Source organism: Pseudomonas sp. AU12215, assembly GCF_001675465.2.
Classification (GTDB): Bacteria; Pseudomonadota; Gammaproteobacteria; order Pseudomonadales; family Pseudomonadaceae; genus Pseudomonas; species Pseudomonas nitroreducens.
Genome location: NZ_MACM02000073.1, coordinates 1 through 25,441, shown reverse-complemented (window position 1 = coordinate 25,441; position 25,441 = coordinate 1). Strand labels below are relative to the sequence as shown.

Below are 25,441 nucleotides of genomic sequence, written 5' to 3'. Positions count from 1 at the left end.
GATCTGGATCGTGACGCGCTCTGTGGCGCTGAGTTCGTGATAGGACATGGGGCAACACCTTACCGAAATGGTCGGGTGTTGCACTCAGTTTTTGCGGCCGCCATGTTCTACTATTCACCACCATTCTGAGCCATCCACTCAAGAGCTTCGGCTCTTTCCCGGGTCATTGATAGCTCGCACCCAGAGCCATTTAGAATATCCATCGTCCCTCCAGTTAGAGAGTAGTAGATCCCGCAGTCGGCGTCTCGGAACTTTATCCAGATTCGCTGGGAACTCAATAGCTTCTGCTTGTTCTCAGTTGATATTACACTCATGGCGGTTTTGTAAGCTTTGTTAAGTCGCGCATCTTGCCTAGATAGCTCTTCATTGGAGCAATTCGCCAGTCCAGATGTCTCGCCTTCGGCTTTGGTTATGCATAATTCATATGAGGCTGTGTAGCCTTCACTTGCGCTAACACTTAGAGCAATCAAGACGGAGGATATGGCGAGGGATAGACGTCTCATGGTTGTAGCTCCATTGATCTGATTTTATCTATTTTACTTGAAGTGCAGGTCGAGTTGCCTGGTATAGCTCGCCTGTATCTCTGGGTATGCAGCTAGGCTTGGACGGCAAGAATGCTGGTTTTTACTTTGTATAACGCTTGCTCCGTTGTGCTGCCGATTATTCTCTCTATCCCAGGATGGTGTATGGCGCCCATTACAACTACATCTATTCCGTGCTTTGATGTAAAGTCAGCTATCACTTGTTTTGCAGAGCCAATTATAAGATGTTGATATTGGCTAGGGACTCCGTATTTTTCTGCGATTCTCTTCATTCTTGCTGTGGATATTCCGTTTTTTTTATCTTGTAGCACGGGCGTCCATGGCACTGGGCTGGCCGCATAAACTAAGAAGTCCGTGCTTAAGTTGTGCGCATGAAGAATGTGAAGTTCAGCATTGCTTTGAAGGGCGAGTTGTTTTGCTGATGTCATGATGCGATTATTTAATTCATCACTTTCGGACGTGCTCTTTGATAAGTCGAGTGCGGCAGCTACTTTCTGCGGAAGAGGGTGGTCGGTCGAGCTAACTAAATGTGTTGCTACTTTACAGTGGCGCAGAATCTTCCAGTCTAGTGGTGTTATAAAGGCACGATGCAAGCTTTTCTCGAGTAGAGTGTCTTTTATTATAAGATCGACATTTTTATTTATCACAATTTCAAGAAGTTCTTTCACTGCATCTTCAGTCCACGCAGCCTGAACCGATGTCTTGATGCCCCAGGCTTGCATGCTGTCGGCTTTGCTGGTCAGCCACTTCTCTTGCCGCTTTCTCGTCTCTTCTCTAGCGCGTATTTGTAGAGTGCTGTCAATTCCCCCCATTCCGATTGGTAAGTCATCCAGAATGGCTAGATGTAGATGGCCGCCGCAAGCGGCGGCAAGTGCTCTAGCCCGCTCCATGGCGGCTGACTCTCGCAGAAAAGGGTCGCAAAGTAGAAGTATGTGCGAATAGTACTCCATGAATACTCCTTAACTAGCCAGTTTGTATGGACTGAATTAGCTTTGCGCAAAATTGTTTTCGTAGCCTTGATATGGATCACGTGCGACCGTCGAAAAGTGTGCATGCCTCCCTTTACTTTCGATAGAATTTATTGGTATTTTTTTAGGCAATTTTTCCGAGTATTTCTCGGATTTTTGATGATTTAATTTTTAGCGTCAGGTGGCCATTGGGTGCGATATTTTTTGGTGCGCCACCTGCTGCTTGGTCGTCGATAATTAACCACTAACTTTAGAGCTCTGAGACGATGTCGATAGAAATCACAGGTCCCGAACGATATGAGTTTCAGTACTGCGTCACGCTGGAGCTAGTGCTTCTGTTCTGGGCGAATGGGGTTCGGGCAGTCGTTGATAGTGGTGGTGAGGACTCGACGCTAGATATTGTGATCGATGGTAGTAATTTTGAAATAGAACTGCAGGTGAAGGGGGCAGAGAGCCATGCCAAGGCTATCGATAGTGAGGTCTTGCGCGAATATCTCGCTCATTTCCCAAGCAGGAAGGCAAAAAATAGTTTGCTTGAAAGATTGTTGGATAACTCGGAAAAGCTAGTGCTATTTGTCTGCACTCAGCGTGCAATGGACTTTGCTTCACCACTGGTGGTCAGACACGATTGGCAAGGTAAGGTCCATCGTGTTCCCCCTTTGCCTGGAGCTGCGGCAGAGTTATTTATAGAACAGTTAATTGCTTCAAAGCCTGTCAAAGATACCAAGCTCGAGAAAGAGAGAGAAAAGGCGCTCTTCGATCTTGGGGGCAAGACCACTGCAACCAAGCTAAATACCGCGTTCCAGCGCCTCTTCGTACAGGACAATGTGACTAAGGGCAGTGTCATAGCTCGCCTTTACGAGCGATTACGAGCTCTCGGGATTCCCAATGATAGGGTGAAGCTCGCAACTCTCCAGATGCTGCAAAAAGTGCGAGATAGTAAAGGTTTAGGGCTCGACGTGGTTCCTGCGCTCCGCGAGATTCTAGATTCGGAGATAACACCCTCTGTCCGGCCACTTGATTACGTTCCGCGCGGTGGTGAGGCGACGTGGACCCACGAGCTCTCTACCCAGCGTGCGCTCCTACTATCAGGCCCACCTCGGTGTGGAAAAACAGATGCAGCGAATTGGATAGCCAGCGAAATGCAGAGCTTCGGCTTTGACGTCGTTTCCACTGGCTTGGTTGAAGAGGCTGAGCGAGTCCTTTTAGACAACAGCCGCAGGGAGATTCTGGTCGTTTTAGATGACCCTCTAGGTTCCGACTTCGATAAAGGTTCGAGGGCTGCACAGGCATTGCAAAGGCTGCAGAGCTTGGTTCGACGCATTCAACCCAGCAGGCGATTGATTGTATCCCAGTCGCAGGAGGCGCTGCTTTCTGTAAGCGATTGTAACTCTTTGGACGAGGTGCAAACAGGGACTCTTCAGTGGCATGACTTGGGTATATGCCCTCCAAGCTTCCTCATTAAAGTGTGGGGCGTACAACCGAAGCGCAATCAAGTCACCGAGTCAGTGAGGGGGGCGGTGGAAGCGGCCCTAGCTAGCGGGGAAATCGATGTTCCAGCTGGTGTACTAGCGCATCTGGCGGCCTATCACCAACAACTGGAAGGGCCCGATGTGATTCGTAAGGCCCAAAACTTGGCTAGCGAATCTGCCGCTGATTTCGCATCGAGGCTGGACGCTGGCGGTATGCAGCAAGTTATGCGCGCATTGGCAATTGGATCGACGGCGGCTGAAACCTCTGCAGATCGTGAACTGGCATTTATATTGGGCGAGGGCGCAGAGCTTGAGATGCCTGCTGATCACGAGTACTGGTCTTTGTCTCCTGACGAAAAGCCAATGGTGCCCGAGTTAGCGCCAGCCTATGAAGAGGAGCCGAGATTGCCTGAGGGTGCAAAGCGGCATCTAATCAGTTTGGAAAAATACAGAGTAGTCCGCCGGAAGAAGTCGGAGCATTTCGAATTTTCTCATCCCTACTACCGTTCGGTTGCCCGTCATTTAGTAAAGCGCGCAGCCTCTCTAGAGAAAGACGAACTACTGGCGGCCATACGGCGCGGACTTTTTTCCCCTCAGCAAGCACCTCAGGGGCGACAGCCAGGAATCTTTGGTGGTTGCATCATGATCTGGCGTCGCGCCTTGATGTTGGTGAACCGTTGGTACTCTTAGCAGAGAAAGGACTTCGTTGGCATTTCCCCACAACTCGAGACCTTTGCTATCAATTCTTGCTCGAGGTCGTCAAAGCGGATCCGGAGCGCTACGAAGATAAGCTCCAGTTCTGGGTAAACTCGATGAGCCGTATCAAGCTCGACGATGTCATTTGGGACCGTGGAGAGCCTTATTTCCCTGTCGAGAATCAGCCTTTGGTAGGAAAGTTCCTGCTCCCGCGTGGCACGAGTAGCGCAAACGGTAGAGAGTCTACGCTCGGGGGCTGTGCTACCTAGCCCTGGAATGGCTGTGGAGGTCTTGCGGTACTTTAAGTCTCAACCAAGAGAAATGATCGCTGAGGTGCTGCTTCGGCTTTTAAGCTACTCAGAGGGGTTGATACGAGCAGAGGCTGCTCTTACATGGCTGATGGTAGAGCGGGAGAATGACGATGAAATTCTTGAGCGGCTTCAGCGCGATACGCATCCTTCCGTGGTCAGCCGCATTCTGGATGCGGCCACGTCGACCTGGTGTGAGCTCAGCCCTGGCCAAAAGGAAAAACTAGCAACTCTGCTGCGTTCGTCCCACACTGAGCCTGAAACCGCAGCAATTGCGGTCTTAAGACTCCTGAGTTACTTCCGCGAAGCTGATTTTGAGGACTCAAGCACGACGGCATTGAAGCCTTGGGAGCTGGTGGGTGAGGTTCTTGCGCCAGCACTCGGACGCTATCCAAAGTAAGCGTCTGCCCAACACACCTCCCCGGTTCTTCCAGCTAGCGGCATGGTGTCCACCTGTTTTTGGTGGACACCATTTCAAGCCCCTTGTGGAGGATCTCCTGTGCCAGGCCAACGCCGCTCCTATCCCAAATCCTTCAAGGCCCAGGTCGTCGATGAGTGTACCCAGCCCGGCGCCTCGGTTGCCGGTGTAGCCTTGAGCCACGGCCTCAACGCCAATCTCGTGCACAAGTGGATTCGCCGCCAGCAGGCACAGCTGCCCGCTGTACCCTCAAGTTTTATTCCGATTCCTCTCGTCCCGAACCTGCCGGCTACCCCGAGTGCGGCCGACATGGCCATCCAGATCGCCATTCCCCATCGGGCCGGCAAGCTGTCAGTGCAGTGGCCGGGCAACGACCCTGAAGGCTGCGCCCGCTTCCTGCGCGAGTTGCTGAAGTGATCCGCATCGAGCGCATCTGGCTCGCCACCGAGCCGCTGGACATGCGCGCCGGCACTGAAACTGCGTTGGCCCGGGTGGTTCAGGTGTTCGGTGCGGCGCAGCCGCACTGTGCCTACCTGTTCACCAACAAGCGCGCCAACCGCATGAAGGTGCTGGTGCACGATGGCTTCGGCATCTGGCTGGCCGCTCGGAGGCTGAATAAGGGTCGCTTCGTCTGGTCGGGCAATTGGCAGGGACAGCAGTTGGAACTCAGCCCCGAGCAGTTGCAGGCCCTGGTGGTCGGCCTGCCTTGGCAGCGTCTTGGGCCTGATTCCGAGATCAGGCTCCTGTAACTGGGGTGCAATTAGGCCAATGGCCTATCGTCGAGGGGGCCAGAAACTCGCATACTCGGCGCCATGAATTCTGCCGCTTTCGATCATCTGACGCCTGAGCAACTGCGCCAACTGGCCGCGCAGTTGAGTCAGCGCATCGATCATCTGGAAACGCTCAACCAGCGGTTGAACCACGAACTCGCCGTGCTGCGGCGCCACCGCTTCGCCCGCCGTAGCGAGCAGCTCAATGCCGACCAGCTCAACTTGTTGGATGAGATGATCGAGGCTGACATCGCCGCCATCGAGGCAGAGCTTGAAGCGGCGCGCCCGGCCGCTGCCAAGCGTGAGCTACGGCAGCAGCCCAAGCGGGCGCCTCTGCCAGCCGAACTGCCGCGCACGCTGATACTCCATGAGCCGGACAGCACCCAGTGTGCCTGCGGCTGCCAACTCAAGCGCATCGGCGAAGACGTCAGCGAGAAGCTCGACTACACCCCGGGCACCTTCACCGTCGAGCGGCATATCCGTGGCAAGTGGGTCTGCGCCAAGTGTGAAACATTGATCCAGGCCCCGGTGCCTGCGCAGGTGATCGACAAGGGCATCCCGACTGCCGGGCTACTGGCTCAGGTCATGGTGGCCAAGTTCGCCGATCACCTGCCGCTGTATCGCCAGGAAAAGATCTTCGCCCGCGCCGGGCTGGCCATCGCGCGCTCCACGCTGGCGCAATGGGTCGGCGCTTGCGGTGCCCAACTGCGACCCCTGGTCGATGCCCTGCGCGACTGCCTGCTCCAGCAGGACATTATCCTCGCCGACGAAACCCCAGTGCAGATGCTCGCCCCGGGCACGAAGAAAACCCAGCGGGCTTACGTCTGGGCCTATGCACCCAGTCCCTTCGCCGATCTCAAGGCAGTGGTCTACGACTTCAGGCCGAGCCGGGCCGGTGAGCACGCGCGCAGCTTCCTGGGCGATTGGCAAGGCAAACTGGTCTGCGACGACTTCGCCGGCTACAAGGCCAGCTTCGAGCAAGGCGTGACCGAGATCGGCTGCATGGCCCATGCACGGCGCAAGTTCTTCGACCTGCATGCCGCCAACCAGAGCCAACTGGCCGAGCAGGCCCTCCAGTACATCGGACAGTTGTACGAGGTGGAGCGTGAAGGGCGAGAGCTGCTCGCCGAAGAGCGACGGCAACTGCGCCAGGACAAGGCCAGGCCGATCATCGAGGGCCTGCATAGCTGGATGCTTGGGCAGCGGCAGAAGGTGCCGGAAGGCAGCGCGATCGCCAAGGCACTCGACTACAGCCTCAAGCGCTGGGCAGCGTTGGTGCGCTACCTGGATGACGGCAACCTGCCCATCGACAACAACTTGGATCGAGAACCAGATCCGCCCCTGGGCCCTGGGGCGCTCCAACTGGCTGTTTGCCGGCTCGCTGCGCAGTGGCCAGCGTGGCGCAGCTTTGATGACGCTGATCCAGTCAGCCCGCCTGAACGGGCGCGATCCGTACGCCTACCTGAAGGACGTGCTCATGCGCCTGCCGACGCAGAAGGCCAGTGCCCTGACCGAGCTGCTGCCGCATAACTGGGTACCCGCCGGCAAGGTGTGATGCCCGTTCGCTTACGCCGCTTCGGCGTGACAGGTCAAGTCGGATGTAAACAGTGGTCAACACGGATGCAATTGGCTGGTCAGCGGCAATGCAATTGGGTGGTCAAGTTAGATGCAGTTTCGCACCTGACAGCCAGCGTCTCCATGCCATCGGACCTATCTGTTCACACCGATGGCACGGGCCTCCCTTTTAGTCGTTTACGGCCAGTAATTCTTCCAGTTGATCAACGACCGCTTTGGCGTCGTCGTCGCTTCCGAGTTGGGCCACCCCGACGCCGTGCGCGAGCCAGAACTCCTTGCTTTGCAGCTTTTCTACGGCTCCTCCGCGTGGGATTAGCAGAAGAGCGCAAGCGGGTTGGTAATCGAACCAGCGCAAGCTGTCATGGTAGATATGGGCAGAAGCCATGCCGTCGAGAACCCCTTCGCGGCTGGTCCTGTACTTTGCATCGAGCATCACGAGCTTGCGTCGGTTCCCTGACTCCAGCGTAATCGCGATGTCAGGGAAGCGCCGTTTTGAGAGGCTGGAGAAGCCGGCATAGTTCTTTTTGTCGATCGCTGGGCATCGGACCTGAAGCCAGACTTCCAACGTGAAATCCGAACCCTTTCCGCTCCAGCAAATACAGTCGTCACTCTGTGTCGGATAGTGGCCATCCCACTTTAGAGTGGGATAGCGTGAACGCAGCTGCTCGACGATTTTGATATAGCACCAGCGCTCGTAGATCTCCCAGGATGGGCTGATCCACAGGCTCTCTTCGCCTGTCGTTCCCAAGACCCCGGGCCTTAGGCTATGCCAGCCGAAACGGTAAGCCCGCGCATAGATAGGGTGGGCGGAGATCGCATTGAGCCCGGCGGCAGTGATTCGCTGAGTACTCAGGTGGCAGAAGGGCTCCATTCGCTGCTGGCGCCGCAGTGCTCGGTACAGGCCATCGAGGAAGGTGATACGCCTCTTTAAGCGTGGTGCTAGCTCCGATCGGGTATCGGAGCGGCGCTCCGTTTCGGCAATACGTTCAAAGGCTCGAATCGTCTGGCGACAGCGAGACATTACCTTGAGAAGTATCGCTCCAAGCAACTGATTTGCAGGATTGTCTTGATGCTCAAAAACCGCAGCGACTTCGAAGCTGGCTTGCGACGAGGGCAGTGTCACGCCCTCTGCCCCCAGAACTATCGTACGGCTCTTAAGAGCTGCTCGGACCGTTGATGGCTCCAAGCGCCTAACCTGGTGCGCGCCTACCGCAATGCGTTCTCGGCGAAGCCTGGTAAGGGGGCGCTCGGTCACCTGTCGGAGTGCGGCAACTAGCGACTCTCCATAGCGCCGAAGCCGCGCGTACTGTAGGTGAGGGTTTGAATCCTCGCCGTCCGTGCCTATGGAGATCTGCGCGCTCTCTGTGCCGAACAGCAGTTTCGCGTCGAAGGCAACGATGTCTTCCAGCATCTTTGTAAAGATGTCTTTGCCAAGCTTATCGCTGCTGGGGGCGACATCCAGACGGTACCGGGCGACGATGCCGCCGCTCAGATTCGTTAACTCAGCCGAGACCTCACCCGCAAAGAATCCTGGCTCCCAAAGCCAAACGACTTCACCTTCATGCAGCTGCTCGGGCAGCAGCGCATCGTCGACGTAAAGCCGATGCTCTGGCAGCGCTCGGAATCGGTATAAGCCCAACTCATCAAACCCTGATGAGGGCTCGCCGGGGGTAACCGGTATAGCTACGTTTTTTTCGTTGTAGCAGTGAAGGCTCGTCATACTTAGCGCCAGAAGCGGGCTGAACCTAGGTGATGAAGGTCGTCGAGCATCTCTGTCACTTTGGCTTTGGATGCTTCCAACTTGACGTTCGTCAGCACCTCAAGGACGTCTTTGAATACCTTCTGCAAACGTGGACTGTCTTCGCCGCGAAGCTTTGGAAGGACCTTCGCGTAAACAGCATGATCCAAAGCTTGGTTGAAGGAGATAACTTGTCCGTTGGCTGCCTCCTGGAGGTAGCCGATGACGTCGTGAAGAGTCCGCCAGCCGAAATGCAGGCGCATGGGCCTGAGTGCCTGGACGAGCTCTGTCAGTAGCGAGCGCACTATGGTGATCTGTTCTGTTGGTAGCGACGTTGTCGCCCAGCCTGGGAATGCTTCGACATCGATATCCCAGAATTCGATTACCGCCGCTCTGTCGAGCACTTTGTCACTCAAGCCATGAGTGGTCTCGTCCATGTTGACGGTGCCAATGATCAGCAAGTTGGCGGGGTAGGGAATGGATGTCGGTACGTCACTGATGCCGTCCCCCAGTGCATGGAGCTCAATGTGATCGCCGGTCTCCATCGCTGACAGTAGAGGAGCCAGATATTGCTCCGGATGCGACAGATTCATTTCGTCCAGAATCAGCGTGTAAGGGCTAGCGGGGTCAGCGCTGGCGCGTAGCAGGAAGTCCAGGCAGGCCGTACGCACATAAGTGTCGGCTTCCAATGGGTTCACATAGCCGAGTAGGGCCGAGGGATCGTGCCAGCCGGGCTGCACTGGCACGATGAGCAGTCCCTCATGAGGGTCTTGGGTTTGCTGCCAGAGGCTCAGCGCGTATCCCCGAGCCAGTTGTGTTTTACCCGCGCCACTGAGCCCGGTGAGTACAGCCAAATGGCGACGGAAATGGCTCCAAAGTCCTGCATCAAGCTGGGCGATGAGCTGCTGGGGAAATTGAATCTCTGGAGCAAAGCCCTTGATGATTTCCATCAGGGCCGGCCGGCTAGCTTTGACTGACGAAGCCGCACGGGGAGCCTCGAGATCACTGGGGCCTGCGGCAATTGGTATTGCTTTCAGGGCACCCGGTGTCCAGTGAATGCGTGCGACCCACTCTTCGCCCCTGTCAGTCAGGCGAAGGAGCTTTGCTCCATCTAGTTCAACCAGGGCCAGGGAGCGAAGCCAACTTACGAGGGCGCTCGGCGCGAAATTGCTGGTCCAGCCGGGATTGACTTGGCGTAGCAGGTCATTCGCTTGCTGGGTGGATAGAGGTGTGTGTTTGAGCGTGAGCAGCAGATTGTCGAAGCCAAGGATGCGAGTAATCATCCAGTCGATTACTTCATCTGGGTCGCCTGACTCCAGGAGGGCCTCGCCGCGGGGAGTAAGTTGTAGATCGGTTCCCTGTGCGCGCAGTACGCCCCACTCTGCGATCAGTGCATTGAGTTGGGTACTCAGCGAGGACTTCTTGAATGCGGGATTGAGCGATTGAAGGTGCTGCATGAAGTCTTCACGGGTGCATCCTTCTCGCGCAAATTCAATCATTGCCAGAATGGTGGCAATCCCTCCGCCAATCGAAAGCAGCCCACGGCGCCGACGTTCTGCAGGTAGAGGGTTGAGCAGCTCCTTGCCCGTTTCCGGGTCGGCCAGCTCTGTAGATTCTTGTTCCGGCCGTTGGACGTATGTCACGTACAGCAGCCAGGGCAGGGTCATGCGCTCCACGCCGGCGGTAGTGAAAATGTCGGCGGCGGGACCAAGCACGTCATCAAGACGGTCCAGCACCTTGCGATGAAGGAGCTGGCGTGACTCACCTCTTTGGGCGGCCCCCATTGCGCTCGCGAGCTCTCGAAGTTTTCGGGAGTGACCGATGGTGGTGAAAAATCCCGGGCAAAGCACTGCGAATACGCGGTACATCTTGAGCTTAGGAAAACGCTTCACCAGCGGTGTGATAGCGGTGATCAGAGCGTTCCAGGTTTCGGTGACAAGCAGCTCTTGTTGAGCTCTTTCAAGGCCCGGGAATCGGTTTTTAAGCCGCCACAGCTGCTCAATCACGCTGGTGTCTTGGGCGACCTTGGAGATATCGACCTGCCCCATCCCGGTAGACGTGACCTGCTCGCTATCCCACAGATTGCGTTGGAACCGCTCGCTGAAAAAGGTTGGCTCGTCGACGTCGCGAACTTCCTGCAGCAGTGTGAGCAGGCCTGCTACCCAATCTCGATTCCCTTTTTGCGTTAGGGTTTGCTGCAGGATTGTGTCGCATGCTTGTTTCAGTTGAGCGTCGTCTTTTAGATTCAGGACCATTGAGGAGCCATCTCCTTTGCTCAAAACGGCGGAGTCGTTACAGGTAATGGGTGGGGCTAGCCGACTGGGGGATCAGGCGAATTCCTGGAGCTTTTCGTGCTCCTCTAACACCTCGTCAGTCACGTGACGAGCTCGATTTCCGCGCCCGCTAGGTTGCATAACCACGCGAATGGACTCTTCCATTGTCATCGTGTTGTCATCGGTGTCTTCACCTATTACATAAGTACGCGAGAACGGGGCGAGGGCCTGGGCGAGTAGTTCGATCATGGTCGCGCGGTCTGAAAGCTCTTCTTCATCGAGCTCTAGCATTGAGGCCATGATCGAGCAGTCGATCATCGTGGCAGGGAGCCAATCGCAGCTGGACGAGTAGCCGACACACCACTTGACGTTCGTGCCCTGCATAAAGACCTCGATGGTATCGGTGTCCGTGCCGGCGAAGCAGGATCCCAGCATGATGCCGGTGATGTTCGTATTCTTGGAGTGATCTCCGATTGCGAACAGAATGTCCTCCAGCTTGACGCCGCCCACCTTGCCTTTGTTGCCATGCGCTGCGATGTAGATAACTGCGTTGTTGAAGCGAGCGCTGCAAAGAATTTCGAGAGCCCGGTCGAAGCTACGCTTGTCATAGAAGTTGGCGTGAAATACCTCGGTGTCGCCTGCTAGCTTGGCAATGCCTTCGACAAAGGGCAGTACGCTCGTGCGGTTGCAGTCACCGTCATCCAGCTCCCAAGGGTTTTCAAGAATCAGGATGGCTCGGTTGGAGTAGTGGTGTCTTGGCATCGTCTGGCTTCCTTGTCAGGGGCCTGAGGCATCAGGGAAATGTTCGATATGGGGAGGAGGTCAGGAAGAGGACCTGCCCTTTTCCTGACGGTGGCAGGGCGTGTTTGGGGCTCAGCCGAAGAGTGCTGCCTTGGTAAGGTCTGGGTCGGGATCGTTATCGTCGGCTAGGGAAACCAATTTCGTGAGGGTGCGAGCTAGCGCCTCGTACTTACCCCATAAGACGAGCATGTGTTCGAAAACCTGGCAGATGGCATCTTTCGCGTAGAGAGGAAGCCCTTCTACATCCACGTAGTCATAGATTTCGTGAAGATGCTGCCGCTCAAAATGCTCGTCAATATTCGACTGTTGCTCGAGGAGTAGGTTGTAGCCGTCGTAGCACTCGTCTCGTAGCTGATCCGCATACTCACGGAAGTCTTGGTCGTCTACACCGAAGTGCTCTCGCAAGTGCTCTGGGATCTCTTGCAGGCTACGAAAGCGCTTGCGTTGCCCATCGCGGCGGATTTGTGAGGTGAGCCAGTCTTGTTCGTCGAAGGTGTTACCTTCTGGGAGAAAGCCGCACAGAGTGTTGGCGCTTTCCGCCTCGTCTACGCACTCTGAAACCGCATCGATGATTTCGCCTATGAATGTGCCGGCGAAAAAGGGTTTGAGCTGGCTCTGAAGGTCGCAGAAGTCCCTGAGGTGCTTGTAGTAGCGAGCAGCAGTTTGGTTCGCGTGTTCTCGGTCCATGAAAAAAGCTCCCAGGGCTTTACAGGTGTTTGAGGGGAGTTGCGCATCCTTGGCTCAATACATTGGCACTGCGCCGCATTGAGCTCGATGCTACCCAAGTGGATGGCTCTGTGCCATCTCTCCTTGGGTCAAGCTCGACCAAAGATCAATGATGCCCGGAGTTCTTTAAGAACTGCTCTAGGCGTTCTTTGAGGATTTCCTTCCTGTTCGCGATGCGCACATCCAATGAAGGAGTCTGGCAGTTAGGGCAGCCAGTGAGCCACTCCGGGGGACGTACCCTGCTGTCCCCGCTAGGAAGATAAGTCTTCTTCCAAGAGCAGTAACAGCAGGTAAGGGTGAAGGGGTGTGGCGGTGAAAACATGTCTGCATCCGTGGCCGTCAATCGACAACAGATTGGCTGCTTTGGGCGACAAGTTGTGTCGCTCACTGAAGGTGCTTCACAGCCAAAGCCCGTAATTGAGCTAGGGCGTTTGTTTGCGAGGACAAGGAGAGTGCAGGCGCTCTACTGAGAGAGCGCCTGATAACCGCAAGTATCGGTGCGGGTGGGATGCGGATTGTCAGCGGTACAACCAGGGCTGCAGCTCATCAAGGTTCGCCGCGACTATCTGCTGCGCAGTCGCTTTGGTGTGCAGCTTTGTAGGATCGATCTGATAGCGCTGGAGCACGTATTGAACCAGTGCGCCGCGGGCTTCAATCACCAGCTGGCCATCCTGCATGCCGTAGTCGGCCTCGATGATGCTTCGCTGCTCAGGCTTAAGTCGCGAATCGGGTTCGACGATGACCGGAACGAGCGTGTTCCATCCAAGGTCGTCTTCTCGGGCGTGTTCAGACGGGTCATCCATTAGCTCTGGGATACCACGGAAGCGGCTCAACACAAAGTCACGATAATCGCGGTTCTTCTCGCAGTAGGCCCGGACGTGCCAGCGTATGCCGGTGTAGATGAGTGTATGAGGTGCTATCAGCCTGGTTTCACCACTCGGGGTGGTAAAGGACACGTACTCGCACTCTAAACGTAAACCTTCCCGGCAGGCTCTGAGCAACGGGCGTAGCACTTCGGGGCGAACTGTACGATCGGGAACGCTCAGGACTTCTGTGTGGGCATAAGCGAGCGCTAACCCCTCGACGTGCGGGGCACGCTCGTGGTTTTGATTCAGCAGGTGTAGGTAGGCGCTGGCACTGTCGTCAATGAACAAGGGCCTGAACTGCTTACTCGGTACGTACCCTTTCAGATGCTTGTCGTATGTCAGATTTTTGGACGCATGCTCATTGATGTAGGTATTGATGTCCTTTGACGCCTGCTGTCGGCTGATGCCAAAGCTCTGCATCAGATGACCTGTGGTTAGCCGTCCCTCCCACCAGACCACGGTCTCTATTAGCTTATAGCGAAGGGCCAGATCCCAGCGGACTGACTCGATCGACTGCTTACGTTTCATTGGCTCTCCATGTGCTCGAATTGTTTACCTGTACATGTAAACATTCTAGATATAGCTTGGAAAGCTACATATCGTGAAGGTGTTATAGGCCGCTGCGGGAGACTGGCCCTCGATATGGATTTTCTTACCTTGCTCTGGGCTGTTGTGGCCACGTTGCTTTTCCTGGGCTTGCTGGGCACCGGCTTGGTCATGTCTTTCTGGGTGCGCTGTGACCAATTGGCGGAACAGAAAGCCAGCCTCCAGCGACAACTGGAGATTGAGCGCGCAGATAGAGCTGACTTGGTGAGCAACCTGATGGAGCTACAGGCCGCCCTGCGAGCGGAGAAGTTTCATGTCGAGCAGCTGCAGCGCAAGATCCAACTGTTGCAGTTGCCCTTTGGCCACGGTTGCTAACGTGTCGGAGGCGAAAGGGGCGCTGATGAACGTTGACGCGACTAGCAGTCACTTGAATAGAGAGCCGCGAGCCTTGAATCAATCGTGGCTTGAGGGCAAATTGACACTATTAGGATGTTGGGAGGGAGTTATGCAGCAACTGACTGCGGCGCAGGGAGCATTCGAGTTGACGTTGCTCAACGCCGAGTGCGCCAGAGATAAATTTGATGATCTGGTCATCGAGGGATTGAGCCTCGGTATTCCGGCAGAGATCATGACTCGTCTTGAGGCGATCTGGTCTACCACAAGGCAAATTGCTGGAGAGGTAATCACTGTCGGCAGGATCGTTGTGAGGCAGATTCTGGCATTCATCAAGGCCCATCCTGGAATTGCCATCGGCGTGGCCATAGGGGCTGCTATCGGAGGCATAACCGCAGCGATTCCTTTCATTGGTCCTCTGCTCGCGCCAATTACAACCAGCGCTGCAGTGCTGATGGGGGCAGCTGTTGGGGCGACCGTTGATTCGGGAAGTCCCTCTTCAGATCCTTTGGTAGCGGCGATCCAGCTTGCCCGCAAATTCTTTGAGTTCATCCAATCGGTCTTTCTGGCAGTCAGAGACTATTACTCCGAGGTTTGAAGCTCGTCATGGATGACTACATCAGGAAGGTTCATCGGCTACGGAAAGCTGTTAGGGAGTGGGTGCAAGTTGAAAGCGCCACTTCGGATCAAGATGCAACGGCCGTATCCGAAGAGCTAGCGGCCATTGCCTCTGAGGATCCTAAGGTTCGAGCGGCCCTCGATAAGCTTAAAGGTCGAGACCGAGTTGGCGTGATGGGAGAGGGGGCCGCACTTCTCGGCGGCGCTGGCGCGGGAGCAGCATTGGCCGGAAGTGCTGCCGGCATGGCAGGCGCTACCACATTGCTCGGCTCTACAAGCCTAGCGAGCCTGCTAGGAGGTGTGTTCGTTACGACCACTCCGATTGGCTGGGTGGTCGGGTCTGCTGCAGTGGCGGGAGCCGCTGGCTACGGCATTGCAAAACTCATTCGGTCAGGCAGTAAGCAGGATCAGCTAAGGGGTGAGCTGTCTGGTCGTCTAGCTACTAGGCTGATTGAGTCACCTCGGGATATTGCTGATAGCGAGCTTGAGGTGCTGCTAGCCAGCGCTCTCAGAGTAGGGGCGATCGCGCCAGCTTCTGGTGAGAAGATGCGAGCTCTGATTCATGCCGGATCGCTAGCCCCTGATTTGGCATTGCAGCGTGTTAGGGACATTTTGAACTCCCACCACGAATGATCGAAGCTGCTAGTTGATTACCCCTCCAGAGCTCAACAAGGACGTATGCGAATGAACAAGCCGGCCACGGTTAAAGCGCTGGAAGATCTAGGGCGTATCAGGCTTTCCACCCACTTCTTTATGCGCGATTTCCTCTACTCGGAAATCAGTCAAATTGAGGGTATTCCAAACATCCCCGACTTTCCTGACCGTGCTATCGAAGCAGGTCGGGGGCTTTGTGAGCATCTGCTGGAGCCGTTGCAGAAAAAATTCGGCCGGATAGTCATTCGCTCGGCTTATCGATCGCCTTTGGTGAATGGCAAGGGGGCAGAGAATGGTAACCAATACAGCTGCGCCGCAAACGAGAAGAATTACGCCTCGCACATTTGGGATTATCCCGATACAGAGGGCTATCTAGGCGCCACGGCTTGCATTGTGGTGCCTGCCTTGCTGCCCTGGTACGAGCAAACAAGCGACTGGACTCCGCTGGCCTGGTGGATTCATGACAATCTGCCGTACGCCAGTCAATTTTGGTTTCCAAAGCTCGCTGCCTTCAATCTGCGCTGGAGCGCAAACCCGGCGACGCTCCCAAGCATCAATACCTATGTTCTCAATCCGCATACTGGGGACCGGACTGCGCTAGTCAAGGACGGTGTAGCTAGATGCAGCCTTGAAGAGCGCAAGCTCATCGTTGGTCCATGGTTGGCCAGCCTCAAATAAACGCGCTCTGGAAATTGACGGATATGTGGGGAAAGCATTAACAGACTGCGGCGGAGTGACTCCAAAACCATTCGAACCTGCCTGAATAGTTGACCTGTATGAACACCCAATATTGGTGTGTCTAGTAGGGCGACATATCCTGCTGCTGTACCCGCTGGATGCGGGTGAAGAAGCCCGCCGGTCAAGGATGACCAGCTCGACGGGCCTGAGATCGAATTCGGCAGAGGAGCTGGGCAATGGAGCTTACCGCACATGCCACGCAACGTTGCAGTCAGCGCGGAATCCGCATACAGCAGATTGATTGGTTAATTGCGTATGGACGCCACGTGTGGAATCGAGGCGCTCGTGTGTACTTCTTCGATAGGGCGCATTTCCGGCAGATGCTTTTCAGCCTGACGGCATCAGAACGTCAATTGGCGGAGAAAACGCGCAACAGCTATGTCGTGGTGAAGGGTGATCAGGTAATCACCGCGGGTCATCGTCAGCCGGTGTTTTGCGCCAACAAGCCAGGCAGTCATCATCATAGGCGTATTGACTGGCGGCATGGCGCATCTCGAGTGGCGTGAGTCTGTATGCCGGCGACAGCGGGCTGGGTGAAAAGTTCTATTTAGGAGCTCCGCCGGTCTTTACCCACGAAAAGCAGGTGGATATTGTGAGCAGATTCATATTTTGCTCGGCCCTTAGCTATGTCGCGCGGTGAGAAAGCGAGCAAGCAGGATGCGCTGAAGGTCGCTGTGGTGAAGAGTTAGACCATCACAGGGAGCTTTGAGAGATGTGGTCGGAGCTTTATGCCTCGTGACAAAAATGGATTGCAGTTGAGAGGGCGTCATGGCGTTTAAGGACAAGGCGGAGCTGCGTGCGTTTCTGGAGATGGAGGCAGGATCAATATCTCACTTGCCGTCTTCGTCTCGGCGTGGGGAGCCCTCCGCCAGCGCTGAGGAGTACGCTCGAGCACTCAAAGAAATCGAGCCCCGCATCTCTGACGGCCAACGTCGCATGCTAACGGGCCACGCTATAGCCCCAGAGCAGACTCTGACCATGACGCAGCTGGCCGCACTGATGGGGCAGGTCAATTTTCAATCTGCCAATAGTCAGTACGGTCGCCTCGGTGGAATGCTAGTTGCGTCTCTTGGTGTTCCAAAACCTAAGTGGCTGGTCTATGCCATTGCGAGCTTCGATGACAATCCGGAGTCCGGGAAAAGGCGTGCGCGTATGCATCCTGAGCTGTCCCAAGCGCTTCTGCAGTTGGGGTGGATAACGCAGCAGGATTTCGGTGGCGCGATTACCGGCCAACCAGGCAAAGGGCAGGGGCCGGTTTCCGGAGTTCACCAAGTCTCGCTCAGGGCTCAGGATGTTATTGCAGCACTGGAGGGTGCAGGTTTTAGTCGGCCCGAACAGTCCGGTCTCAAGGTGGTGCGTCTGTCGCATCCAGCTCTGACTATGCCTGTGTTCGTCAAGCAGAGCGCCAGTGAGACGCCGCTCGTGCTACACCCGAAATATGAAGAGCATCTCTCTAGCTGGCTGAGCATCCAGGGTGTGGAGAAAGGCCAAGCGCCTTACTACCACAATAGCAATCTTCGCGGATTCCCTAAACGGAGAAATACGGGAGCCACGGATATCAGCTACGGCATTGATTTAGGGTTTCTGGGCTTAGGTGCGCTCGATGAGTTCATCAGGCAGCTTCTAGACCAGACGGGAGCTGTGGATGGCGCGCCAACAACGCCGAAGCCTTTATTGCCACAGTGCTTCTCAGAGGAATTGCCTCTGACCGACACTGAGCGGGAGGCTTTGATCAAGGCGCGAATTGGCCAAAACGGTTATCGCGAGGCGCTTTTGGCGTATTGGGGTGGCTGCGCGGTTACCGACTGTTGCGTACCTGAGCTACTACGCGCTTCGCATATAAAGCCTTGGCGTGCTGCCAGCTCTAGTGAGCGGCTGGATCCGTTCAACGGCCTTCTGCTGACTCCGAACCTCGACCTGGCATTCGATCAAGGCCTCATCAGTTTCGATGAGGACGGGCTCATCCTGCTTAGCAGCGATTTGGATCCTGCCAGCATTAAGGCACTTCACCTCACGCCCCAACTTTGCTTGCGCCAGCTCGAGACGCGTCATCGCGGCTATCTAGCTTGGCATCGTGAGCATTTATTCAGAGCCTGATGATGTTGCTCTCCCCTTCCGGCAGCGCCGCTCTCAGTTATCCGCGTTGGTTTGGGGGGGAGAAGGCGCTACCTGTTTTTGAGTATGGCAACGGGATGGAGCTCTGGGTATTACCTTTTGACTTGGAAAACGACTACCTGATGGGCGCAAGCTCTGCCTGTATCCCTCCTTGCTGCGCAAGCCTAGGTCGGACGAGTGTCTGTGCATCAAAATGACGATACTGGCAAAAAGCACTGAGCACGGCTTTACCCGTGTTCAGACGATGGATACGGTGACGGACATTGCATCATGGCAGGCTGTGGTATCTCAGGGACGGCCGATCCTCAGCGTTTCCGCGATCACGAACGCTGCAGTTTCAGCCCTCGCTCCACATCTGTACCCAACTAAATCAGTGCTTCGCGCTCTTGAGGTGCGCAGTGCATAAGTTTTTTCCCGCAATCAGCCAACTGATTGTTGCGGTGTTAAGGAGTTAGAAATGACTGCAACTGCGGAAGACAGCAACTACCGCAATATCCCGGAACCAGGCCAGCTAGTCGAAGTTAGACGCCGGCAGTGGGTAGTGGCTGAGGTGGACGCTTCGAAGTTGGGTAGCGTGCAACAGCATGCTGTCACGCTGGCTTCCATCGATGAGGATGCTCTCGGCGAAGAACTCCAGGTGATTTGGGAAATCGAGCCGGGCGCACATGTCATCGAACGCGCTGGCTTGCCAGCCATCACCGGGCTGGACGACTCCGATACTCTGGAAGCCTTTCTCGATGCCGTGCGTTGGGGAGCCGCTACCAATGCCGATCGTGGTTTTCTCCAAGCACCGTTTCGCAGCGGTGTGAGCCTTCAGGACTTCCAGTTGGATCCGCTGGTCCGTGCGATCGACATGGCGCGCGTCAATCTGCTGATTGCGGATGACGTGGGTCTCGGTAAGACCATTGAGGCCGGCCTGGTTATCCAGGAGATGCTGCTGCGTCATCGCGTCCGTACTGTACTGATCGTTTGCCCCGCGTCGCTGCAAGAAAAGTGGCGTGTCGAGATGATGGAAAAGTTCGGTTTGGAATTCCGGATCGTCGACAGCACCTACATCAAGGAGATACGACGCGAGCGCGGAATACATGCCAATCCATGGACCTCGTTCCCGCGTCTGATCACGTCGATGGATTGGGCCAAGGCCGGCGATGGTTTGCGTGCATTCCGCGATATCCTGCCAGCGCATGTCAGCTATCCACGCAAGTTCGACATGCTGGTCGTCGACGAGGCACACAACGTCGCGCCGTCAGCGAGTGCTCAATATGCTATCGAAAGTCAGCGTACTCGTCTCATTCGCACCATCGCCCCGTATTTCCAGCACCATCTATTCCTGACTGCGACGCCGCATAACGGCTACACCGAATCCTTCACTTCGCTGTTGGAGCTGCTAGATGATCAGCGCTTCGCCCGCAACATCATGCCTGAACCGAAGCAGCTATCTCAGGTGATGATTCGCCGCCTCAAAAGCGAGATCATCGATAAGGACGGGAACCTGATCTACGCGCAGCGCAAACTCGAAGCATTGCCCATCGACTACACCGCCAAAGAAAGAGAGGCCCATCGCAAGCTGGGAGCATTCTGTGCCAGTAGGGAAGCAGCGGATGAGGAGTTGGGCGGCGTGACCGGCGCATCCTTCGTCAACCAGCTACTACGCAAGCGCTTGTTCTCGTCGCCGGCTGCCTTCGCGTCGACCCTGGAAAAGCATGTCGCGACCTTGGAAAGTGGCGGAGCTAGTAAGGGGCGGACGGATTTGTCCGAGCGAATTTTGCTCAAGGCTATCCAGCGTGCCGAAGAGGATTACGCCAACGACTCAGACGTCGAGGTCGCGCAGCAAGAGGCCGTCGAGGAAGCCACGCGCCACTCACGCCCGCTGAACGCAGCGGAGCGTATCTTGCTTGATGAGCTCAGACACTGGGCCCAGCAGGCGATGAATCAAGCCGACTCCAAGGCCAAAGCGTTGCTTGATTGGATCGATCGGCATCTGAAGACCGATGGATCCTGGAATGGTAAACGAGTGATTCTCTTCACCGAGTACCGCACCACGCTCGACTGGCTACATCAGATTCTGGCGACTCATGATTTGGGTGGCGATCGCCTGATGATCTTGCATGGCGGCATGGATCACGACGATCGAGAACAAGTGAAGGCGGCATTCCAGGCCGCTCCAGACATTTCCCCCGTGCGCATCCTGCTGGCCACCGACGCCGCTTCCGAAGGTATCGACCTGCAGAACCACTGTAACTACCTCATTCACCTGGAGATCCCGTACAACCCCAACGTCATGGAGCAGCGTAACGGTCGTATCGACCGCCATGGCCAGCGTGAGAAAGAAGTGGTGATTTGGCACCCGGTCGATGCTCGCCAAGACCAGGATGCTGTCGGTGGCCACCAGGACGATATCCTGCGTGCCTTGCGCAAGCTCGACTCCATGCGTGCCGATATGGGCAGCGTGAACCCAGTGATCGCACCGCAGATGTCTGGGCTCATCGAAGGAGCGCTGCGTGATCTGGATACCCGACTGGCGGACGCGAAGATCGCCCAGGCCCGCAGCTTCGTTCGGGCTGAAAAAGACCTCGCTAACCGAATAGCCAAGCTACATGAGAAGTTGGTCGAGACTCGAGAGGGCTTCCACCTCTCCCCCGAGCACATCCTGAAGGCGGTCGAAACCGGCTTGGCGTTGGCCGAGAAACCGGCTCTCAAACCGCTGACGCTGGCGGGAATCGCGCCAGGTAAAGTCTTCGAGCTGCCGCCCCTAGGGGGCGCCTGGGAGCGTTGTCGCGAAGGGCTGGAGCATCCATTCACCGGCAAGACCCGCCCGGTGACATTCGATCATGAAGTCGCCAATGGGCGAGATGACCTGGTGCTCATCCATCTCAATCATCGCTTGGTGCAGATGTGTCTGCGTTTGCTGCGTGCCGAGGTTTGGGCGCAGGAAGACAACAAGCGCTTGCACCGAGTGACGGTGCGAACGTTGCCTGACGAGCGTCTCGAGGCGCCGGCGGTCGTGGTCGTGTCGCGCTTGGTGATCACTGGCGGCAATCACCATCGTCTACACGAGGAACTGACGTTGGCTGGGGGCTATCTGCGTGAACATGGCTTCAAGCGCGAAGAAGGCGTCACCCGAATACAAGCCTGGTTGGACGACGCGCAGCCGTGTCGGCTCAATGACTCGGTCTTCACCATGTTGCGCTCTCGCTTCTCCACTGCGGAAGAGGCGATCCAGCAATCCCTCGGAGCACGCTCACGCAATCGTCTCGAGTATTTGGGCAACACCCTGGAAACGCGAAAGAACAAAGAAAAAGAAGACATTCTCGCCGTGCTGGATGAGCTGGATAGCGCCATTCGCAGGGAACTAGGTAAGGATGAGTTGCCCGAACAGTTCAATTTGTTCAGCGAAGATGAGCGCACTCAGGTTCGCCGTGACAGCTCCGCCTTGCAGGCGCGTCTTGCGCGCATTCCAGCCGAGCGGGAGCAGGAAGCCAGCGCCATCGAGGCACGCTATGCCGAACCCCAGGATCGCACCTTCCCGGTAGCCGTCATTTTCATCATACCTGCATCGCTAGCCCAGGGAGGCCGCGTATGAACCCCCTCGATATTCACGATGAATGGTTGTCGCTGATCGAGGTCTCCGGTCCTTTCCTCGCCACGCCGGTACTGAAACGAATCTTCTCCACTGGTCTACCTGCTGTCGAACCTCGCATTCGACAGTACCTGCGGCAGGCTTATGACGAATGGTGCGAGGCGCGTGACGACGACGATCCCAGGTTCACCGAACTGCATCGCGCCTGGATTCACGAGGTGCTCGCCCGCGGCCTGGAATATGACGAGTCCGATGGCGGTGAGCTCCTACTGCGAGGTGAGCGCATTCCTTCGGAGCAGCGCGTCACTCTGCCGGAACACGGGGTCACCTTGGAGCCTGACTATGTGTTGGTCTCGGGCGGCAGAAGCCAGCTGCTCGTGCAAATCTATTCGGCGGGCACGGACCTCCAGGCCGCGCTGAAATTGGATGGCTGGTCCGCCAGTCCAGCCGAGCGCATGGAGCGGCTTTGCCGGGCCAGCGGCTGTCGTCTTGGTTTGGTCACCGATGGCGAGCGCTGGATGCTGGTCGATGCACCCGTTGGTGCTGTATCGACCTTCGCCAGTTGGTACGCACGTCTCTGGGGGCAAGAGCGGCTGACGCTGCAAGCTTTCCTTACTCTATTAGGCATCCGGCGTTTCTTCGGCCCGGACGATGAGACTTTGCCCTCGATGCTGGACGAGTCCCTCCAGCATCAGGAAGAAGTAACCGATGCCTTGGGTGAGCAGGTTCGTCGGGCGGTCGAGGTGTTGATCCAGGCACTGGGTAAGGAAGACCGTGAGCAGTCAGGGACGCTGCTGCAAGGTGTCGAGCCGACCGAGCTCTACGAAGCGGGTCTGACCATCATGATGCGTCTGGTGTTCCTGCTGTCGGCCGAGGAGCGGGGACTCTTGCTGATGGGAGAGGAGGCGTACGAAAGCAACTACGCCATTTCCACTCTACGTATGCAGCTGCGCCAGGAAACCGAGGAGGTACTGGAGCGGCGCAACGATGCCTGGTCACGGTTGCTCGCGACATTTCGCGCGGTGTACGGCGGCATCGAGCATGAAATGCTACGCCTTCCGGCACTGGGTGGTTCGCTGTTCGACCCGGATCGTTTCCCTTTCCTCGAGGGGCGCTCCAAGGGCTCCGATTGGAAGGTCGACTTCGCGCGACCACTACCGATAGATAACCGCACCGTGCTGCTCCTGCTGGAGGCGATCCAGCAGTACGAGGGGCGGACGCTTTCCTACCGAGCTCTGGATGTGGAACAGATCGGTTACGTCTACGAAGGCTTGCTGGAGCGGACTGTCGGACGAACCGAGCGGGTAACAGTGGAACTTGCCGGTGGCAAGGGGGCGAAGAAGACCCTCTATGCTCTGGAGGAGCTCGAAGCTTTGCACCAGAGGGGGGGCGAGGTGTTGGCCGAGGCGCTCTCCGGTGCGGATGCGATCAAGCGTGGCGAAGGAGCGATCCGCAAGGATCTGGAACGCTCGGTCGATGCTGCCCAAGCCAACCGTTTGCTCACCGCTTGCGCTGGAGACGAAGGCCTGCGTGAACGTGCTTTGCCATTCCTCAACCTGCTGCGTACCGATCCTTGGGGATACCCGCTGATTTACCCTGAGGGGGCGTTCATCGTCACCACGGGCAGTGATCGGCGCGAGACGGGAACGCACTACACGCCGAAATCGCTCACTGAAGCCATCGTCGACGAGACGTTGACACCGATCGTCTACACGGGGCAGGCAGAGGGAGCACCGCGAGAAAAATGGGTGCTGAAGTCGCCCACCGAACTGCTGGATCTGAAGATCTGCGACCCTGCCATGGGGTCGGGCGCATTCCTGGTGCAGGCCTGCCGCTGGTTGGCGGATCGCCTCGTCGAGGCTTGGTCACAGGTCGAGGCCTCGGGCCAAACCGTGAGTGTGGATGGTGAAGTCCTCGATGCAGGAGCGGCCAAGGAGCATCTGCCTCGCGACAGCGAAGCGCAAACATTGATCGCCCGCCGCCTCATCGCCGAGCGTTGTCTGTACGGCGTCGATTTGAACCCTTTGGCCGTCGAGCTGGCCAAACTCTCGATCTGGCTAGTGACGCTGGCTAAGGGACGTCCCTTTGGCTTCCTTGATCACAACCTGCGTTGCGGTAATAGCCTGCTGGGCATTCATCGACTAGATCAGCTCACCGAACTCTCAATGACGCCCGGCGGCAAAGGGCAGCAGCGCTTGTTCGGGCAGAACATTGAGCGCGCCGTGCAAGAAGCGATCAAGTTGCGGCAGCAGCTGCGTGCCATGCCGATTCGCGACATTCATGATGTCGAGGCCATGGCTAGATTGGATGCGGACGCTCGTTTGGCGCTGGAAGTCCCCGAGCGAATCGCGGATGCGCTGATAGTTGAGTTATTGGCGTCAAGCGGTAATGCAGCAGCCGTTGAAACTGCGATTGCATCCTTGGCTATCCAGGCGGGTCTGGCTGTGGACGGTGATATTGATGCAATCAAGGCATTAACCAAGCGTACAAAATTCGCTTTGTCCGCCAGTTTGCCACCCAACAAAGAAATTCGCAGGCCATTTCATTGGCCTCTCGAATTTCCGGAGGTCTATGCAGCCGCGCGGGCGGGATTCTCTGCCGTTGTAGGAAATCCCCCTTGGGGAAGTGCCACCGATCCTATTCAAAAACAATGGATGGACATGGCCTATGAATCTATTGGCGACTATGAATTTGCGATTGCTTTTTCAGAACAAGCAACCCGGCTAGTTTGTCACGATGGAGTTGCAGGCCTTGTCCTTCCTAACACCGTTCTTTTGAACGAGTCGGCTCATCAAATCAGAAAACGACTCACTCTCTCCTCATGGCTACTCTGGATCGCAGATCTAACAGATCATCAAATTTTCAGAGGCGCGTCGGTTCGCTGTTGTGTAATTATTTTCAAGAAATCCATCTCCGAGAATCATATAACTCAATTTTCACGTACACCGGGCTTCCATCTTTGCCCGTCAAGAAAAATACGGCAGGAAAAATTTGCATTGCGCACACATTGGGCGAATCTTGATGCGGATGAAGTAGCCATTCCGCCCGGCGCATTGAAAATTGAGGATTTGTTTTTTGTAAAGCAAGGCTACAAGCCATACGACAAGCACGCGCTTTTAAAGCGCATGAGTGAGGATGACGCGAAGCGCATCGTTGAAGAGAAGCCATGGCATGCTGAGAGTCAGAAGGATGATTCTTATGTGCCGGAGCTGCGCGGTCGAGACGTTTCACCATATGCCGTTTCATGGAGCGGCCTTTGGGCCAGTTATGGGCCATGGGTATCAAACTACTTAGATCCTGAGTGGTTCTCAAATGAGCGCGTCCTCGTTCGGGAAATTGTAGGAAAACCACCAAGATTGATAATTGCTTCACGGCATTCTGACTTTGCTGTTCACAATCCAAGCATTATTTGCATAAAGCCAAAATCGAAGGACAGTGAGCGTCTTCTTGTGTTTCTTGAGATTTACTTGAATAGCGCACTTGCCACAGCGTTCATATCTCAAATTTCGTCAAAGGCAGCAAAAGGAATGTTTCCAAAGGTTCTGGTTAAAGAGGGCGGTTGCAGAAGCTGAGTGCAACACGGTTACTGGATTGAAGCAGGTGCATCATGCTGCAACGCCACTACCTCTGTCATGACCTCAATC

At 56.1% G+C, this 25,441-nt stretch carries 18 protein-coding genes and 1 pseudogene; 12 read left to right on the top strand and 7 right to left on the bottom strand.

Annotated features, from left to right (window positions below):
* Positions 1 to 110 precede the first annotated feature (110 nt).
* A complete protein-coding gene (locus A9513_RS36760) occupies positions 111 to 503 on the bottom strand; it encodes a lysozyme inhibitor LprI family protein (RefSeq protein WP_079392149.1) in 393 nt (130 codons plus the stop codon).
* A 92-nt stretch (positions 504 to 595) separates the two neighbouring features.
* A complete protein-coding gene (locus A9513_RS34900) occupies positions 596 to 1,492 on the bottom strand; it encodes a universal stress protein (protein ID WP_079392150.1) in 897 nt (298 codons plus the stop codon).
* A gap of 284 nt (positions 1,493 to 1,776) precedes the next feature.
* Here A9513_RS34900 and A9513_RS14095 point away from each other — a divergent pair, with 284 nt between their 5' ends.
* From A9513_RS14095 to A9513_RS14075, 5 genes and pseudogenes are all read left to right on the top strand, one after another.
* Positions 1,777 to 3,672, top strand: a complete 1,896-nt coding sequence (locus tag A9513_RS14095; RefSeq protein ID WP_065327426.1) for a hypothetical protein — start codon at positions 1,777 to 1,779, stop codon at positions 3,670 to 3,672.
* A 327-nt stretch (positions 3,673 to 3,999) separates the two neighbouring features.
* The gene (locus A9513_RS14090) at positions 4,000 to 4,386 is read left to right on the top strand and encodes a hypothetical protein (protein ID WP_043157621.1); all 387 of its coding nucleotides are present in this window, start codon (positions 4,000 to 4,002) and stop codon (positions 4,384 to 4,386) included.
* Between the two features lie 99 nt (positions 4,387 to 4,485).
* Positions 4,486 to 4,821 carry a transposase gene (locus A9513_RS14085; protein ID WP_043157623.1) on the top strand — a complete coding sequence of 112 codons (336 nt, stop codon included), beginning with the start codon at positions 4,486 to 4,488 and terminating at the stop codon, positions 4,819 to 4,821.
* Positions 4,818 to 5,153, top strand: coding sequence for an IS66 family insertion sequence element accessory protein TnpB (gene tnpB, locus A9513_RS14080; protein WP_043157626.1), 336 nt, complete (start codon positions 4,818 to 4,820; stop codon positions 5,151 to 5,153). Before A9513_RS14085 ends, tnpB begins: the two co-directional genes overlap by 4 nt.
* A 63-nt stretch (positions 5,154 to 5,216) precedes the next feature.
* Positions 5,217 to 6,729: pseudogene (locus A9513_RS14075) on the top strand (IS66 family transposase).
* Positions 6,730 to 6,918: 189 nt separating this feature from the next.
* Here A9513_RS14075 and A9513_RS14070 read toward each other — a convergent pair.
* The 5 genes from A9513_RS14070 to A9513_RS14050 all read right to left on the bottom strand — a co-directional run bounded on the left by A9513_RS14070 (position 6,919) and on the right by A9513_RS14050 (position 13,681).
* Complete coding sequence (locus A9513_RS14070) at positions 6,919 to 8,469, bottom strand: nuclease domain-containing protein (RefSeq protein WP_052172141.1); 1,551 nt, start codon at positions 8,467 to 8,469, stop codon at positions 6,919 to 6,921.
* Between the two features lie 2 nt (positions 8,470 to 8,471).
* The gene (locus A9513_RS14065; protein WP_065327424.1) at positions 8,472 to 10,742 is read right to left on the bottom strand and encodes an McrB family protein; all 2,271 of its coding nucleotides are present in this window, start codon (positions 10,740 to 10,742) and stop codon (positions 8,472 to 8,474) included.
* A 72-nt stretch (positions 10,743 to 10,814) separates the two neighbouring features.
* On the bottom strand, positions 10,815 to 11,522 hold the full coding sequence (locus A9513_RS14060) for a hypothetical protein (RefSeq protein ID WP_043157629.1): 708 nt from the start codon (positions 11,520 to 11,522) through the stop codon (positions 10,815 to 10,817).
* 111 nt (positions 11,523 to 11,633) lie between these two features.
* A complete protein-coding gene (locus A9513_RS14055) occupies positions 11,634 to 12,248 on the bottom strand; it encodes a hypothetical protein (protein WP_043157631.1) in 615 nt (204 codons plus the stop codon).
* Between the two features lie 557 nt (positions 12,249 to 12,805).
* Positions 12,806 to 13,681 (bottom strand): YafY family protein, encoded by an 876-nt coding sequence (locus A9513_RS14050; RefSeq protein ID WP_043157634.1) that lies wholly within the window; start codon positions 13,679 to 13,681, stop codon positions 12,806 to 12,808.
* Between the two features lie 114 nt (positions 13,682 to 13,795).
* On the opposite strand from A9513_RS14050, the gene A9513_RS14045 reads away from it, so the two are divergent.
* From A9513_RS14045 to A9513_RS14020, 7 genes are all read left to right on the top strand, one after another.
* A complete protein-coding gene (locus A9513_RS14045; RefSeq protein WP_043157636.1) occupies positions 13,796 to 14,074 on the top strand; it encodes a hypothetical protein in 279 nt (92 codons plus the stop codon).
* 130 nt (positions 14,075 to 14,204) lie between these two features.
* Positions 14,205 to 14,690: a hypothetical protein gene (locus A9513_RS14040; RefSeq protein ID WP_052172143.1), complete on the top strand. Its 486-nt coding sequence runs from the start codon at positions 14,205 to 14,207 to the stop codon at positions 14,688 to 14,690.
* A gap of 704 nt (positions 14,691 to 15,394) precedes the next feature.
* Entirely contained in the window at positions 15,395 to 16,042 is a 648-nt protein-coding gene (locus A9513_RS14035; RefSeq protein WP_043157640.1) for a hypothetical protein, read from the top strand.
* Between the two features lie 236 nt (positions 16,043 to 16,278).
* Positions 16,279 to 16,608 (top strand): hypothetical protein, encoded by a 330-nt coding sequence (locus A9513_RS35490; RefSeq protein WP_134303927.1) that lies wholly within the window; start codon positions 16,279 to 16,281, stop codon positions 16,606 to 16,608.
* 472 nt (positions 16,609 to 17,080) lie between these two features.
* Positions 17,081 to 18,199, top strand: coding sequence for an HNH endonuclease (locus A9513_RS14030; RefSeq protein WP_238174937.1), 1,119 nt, complete (start codon positions 17,081 to 17,083; stop codon positions 18,197 to 18,199).
* A 475-nt stretch (positions 18,200 to 18,674) separates the two neighbouring features.
* Positions 18,675 to 21,800, top strand: coding sequence for a DISARM system SNF2-like helicase DrmD (gene drmD / locus A9513_RS14025; protein WP_043157642.1), 3,126 nt, complete (start codon positions 18,675 to 18,677; stop codon positions 21,798 to 21,800).
* A complete protein-coding gene (locus tag A9513_RS14020) occupies positions 21,797 to 25,369 on the top strand; it encodes an N-6 DNA methylase (RefSeq protein ID WP_083196119.1) in 3,573 nt (1,190 codons plus the stop codon). Before drmD ends, A9513_RS14020 begins: the two co-directional genes overlap by 4 nt.
* Positions 25,370 to 25,441: the final 72 nt, after the last annotated feature.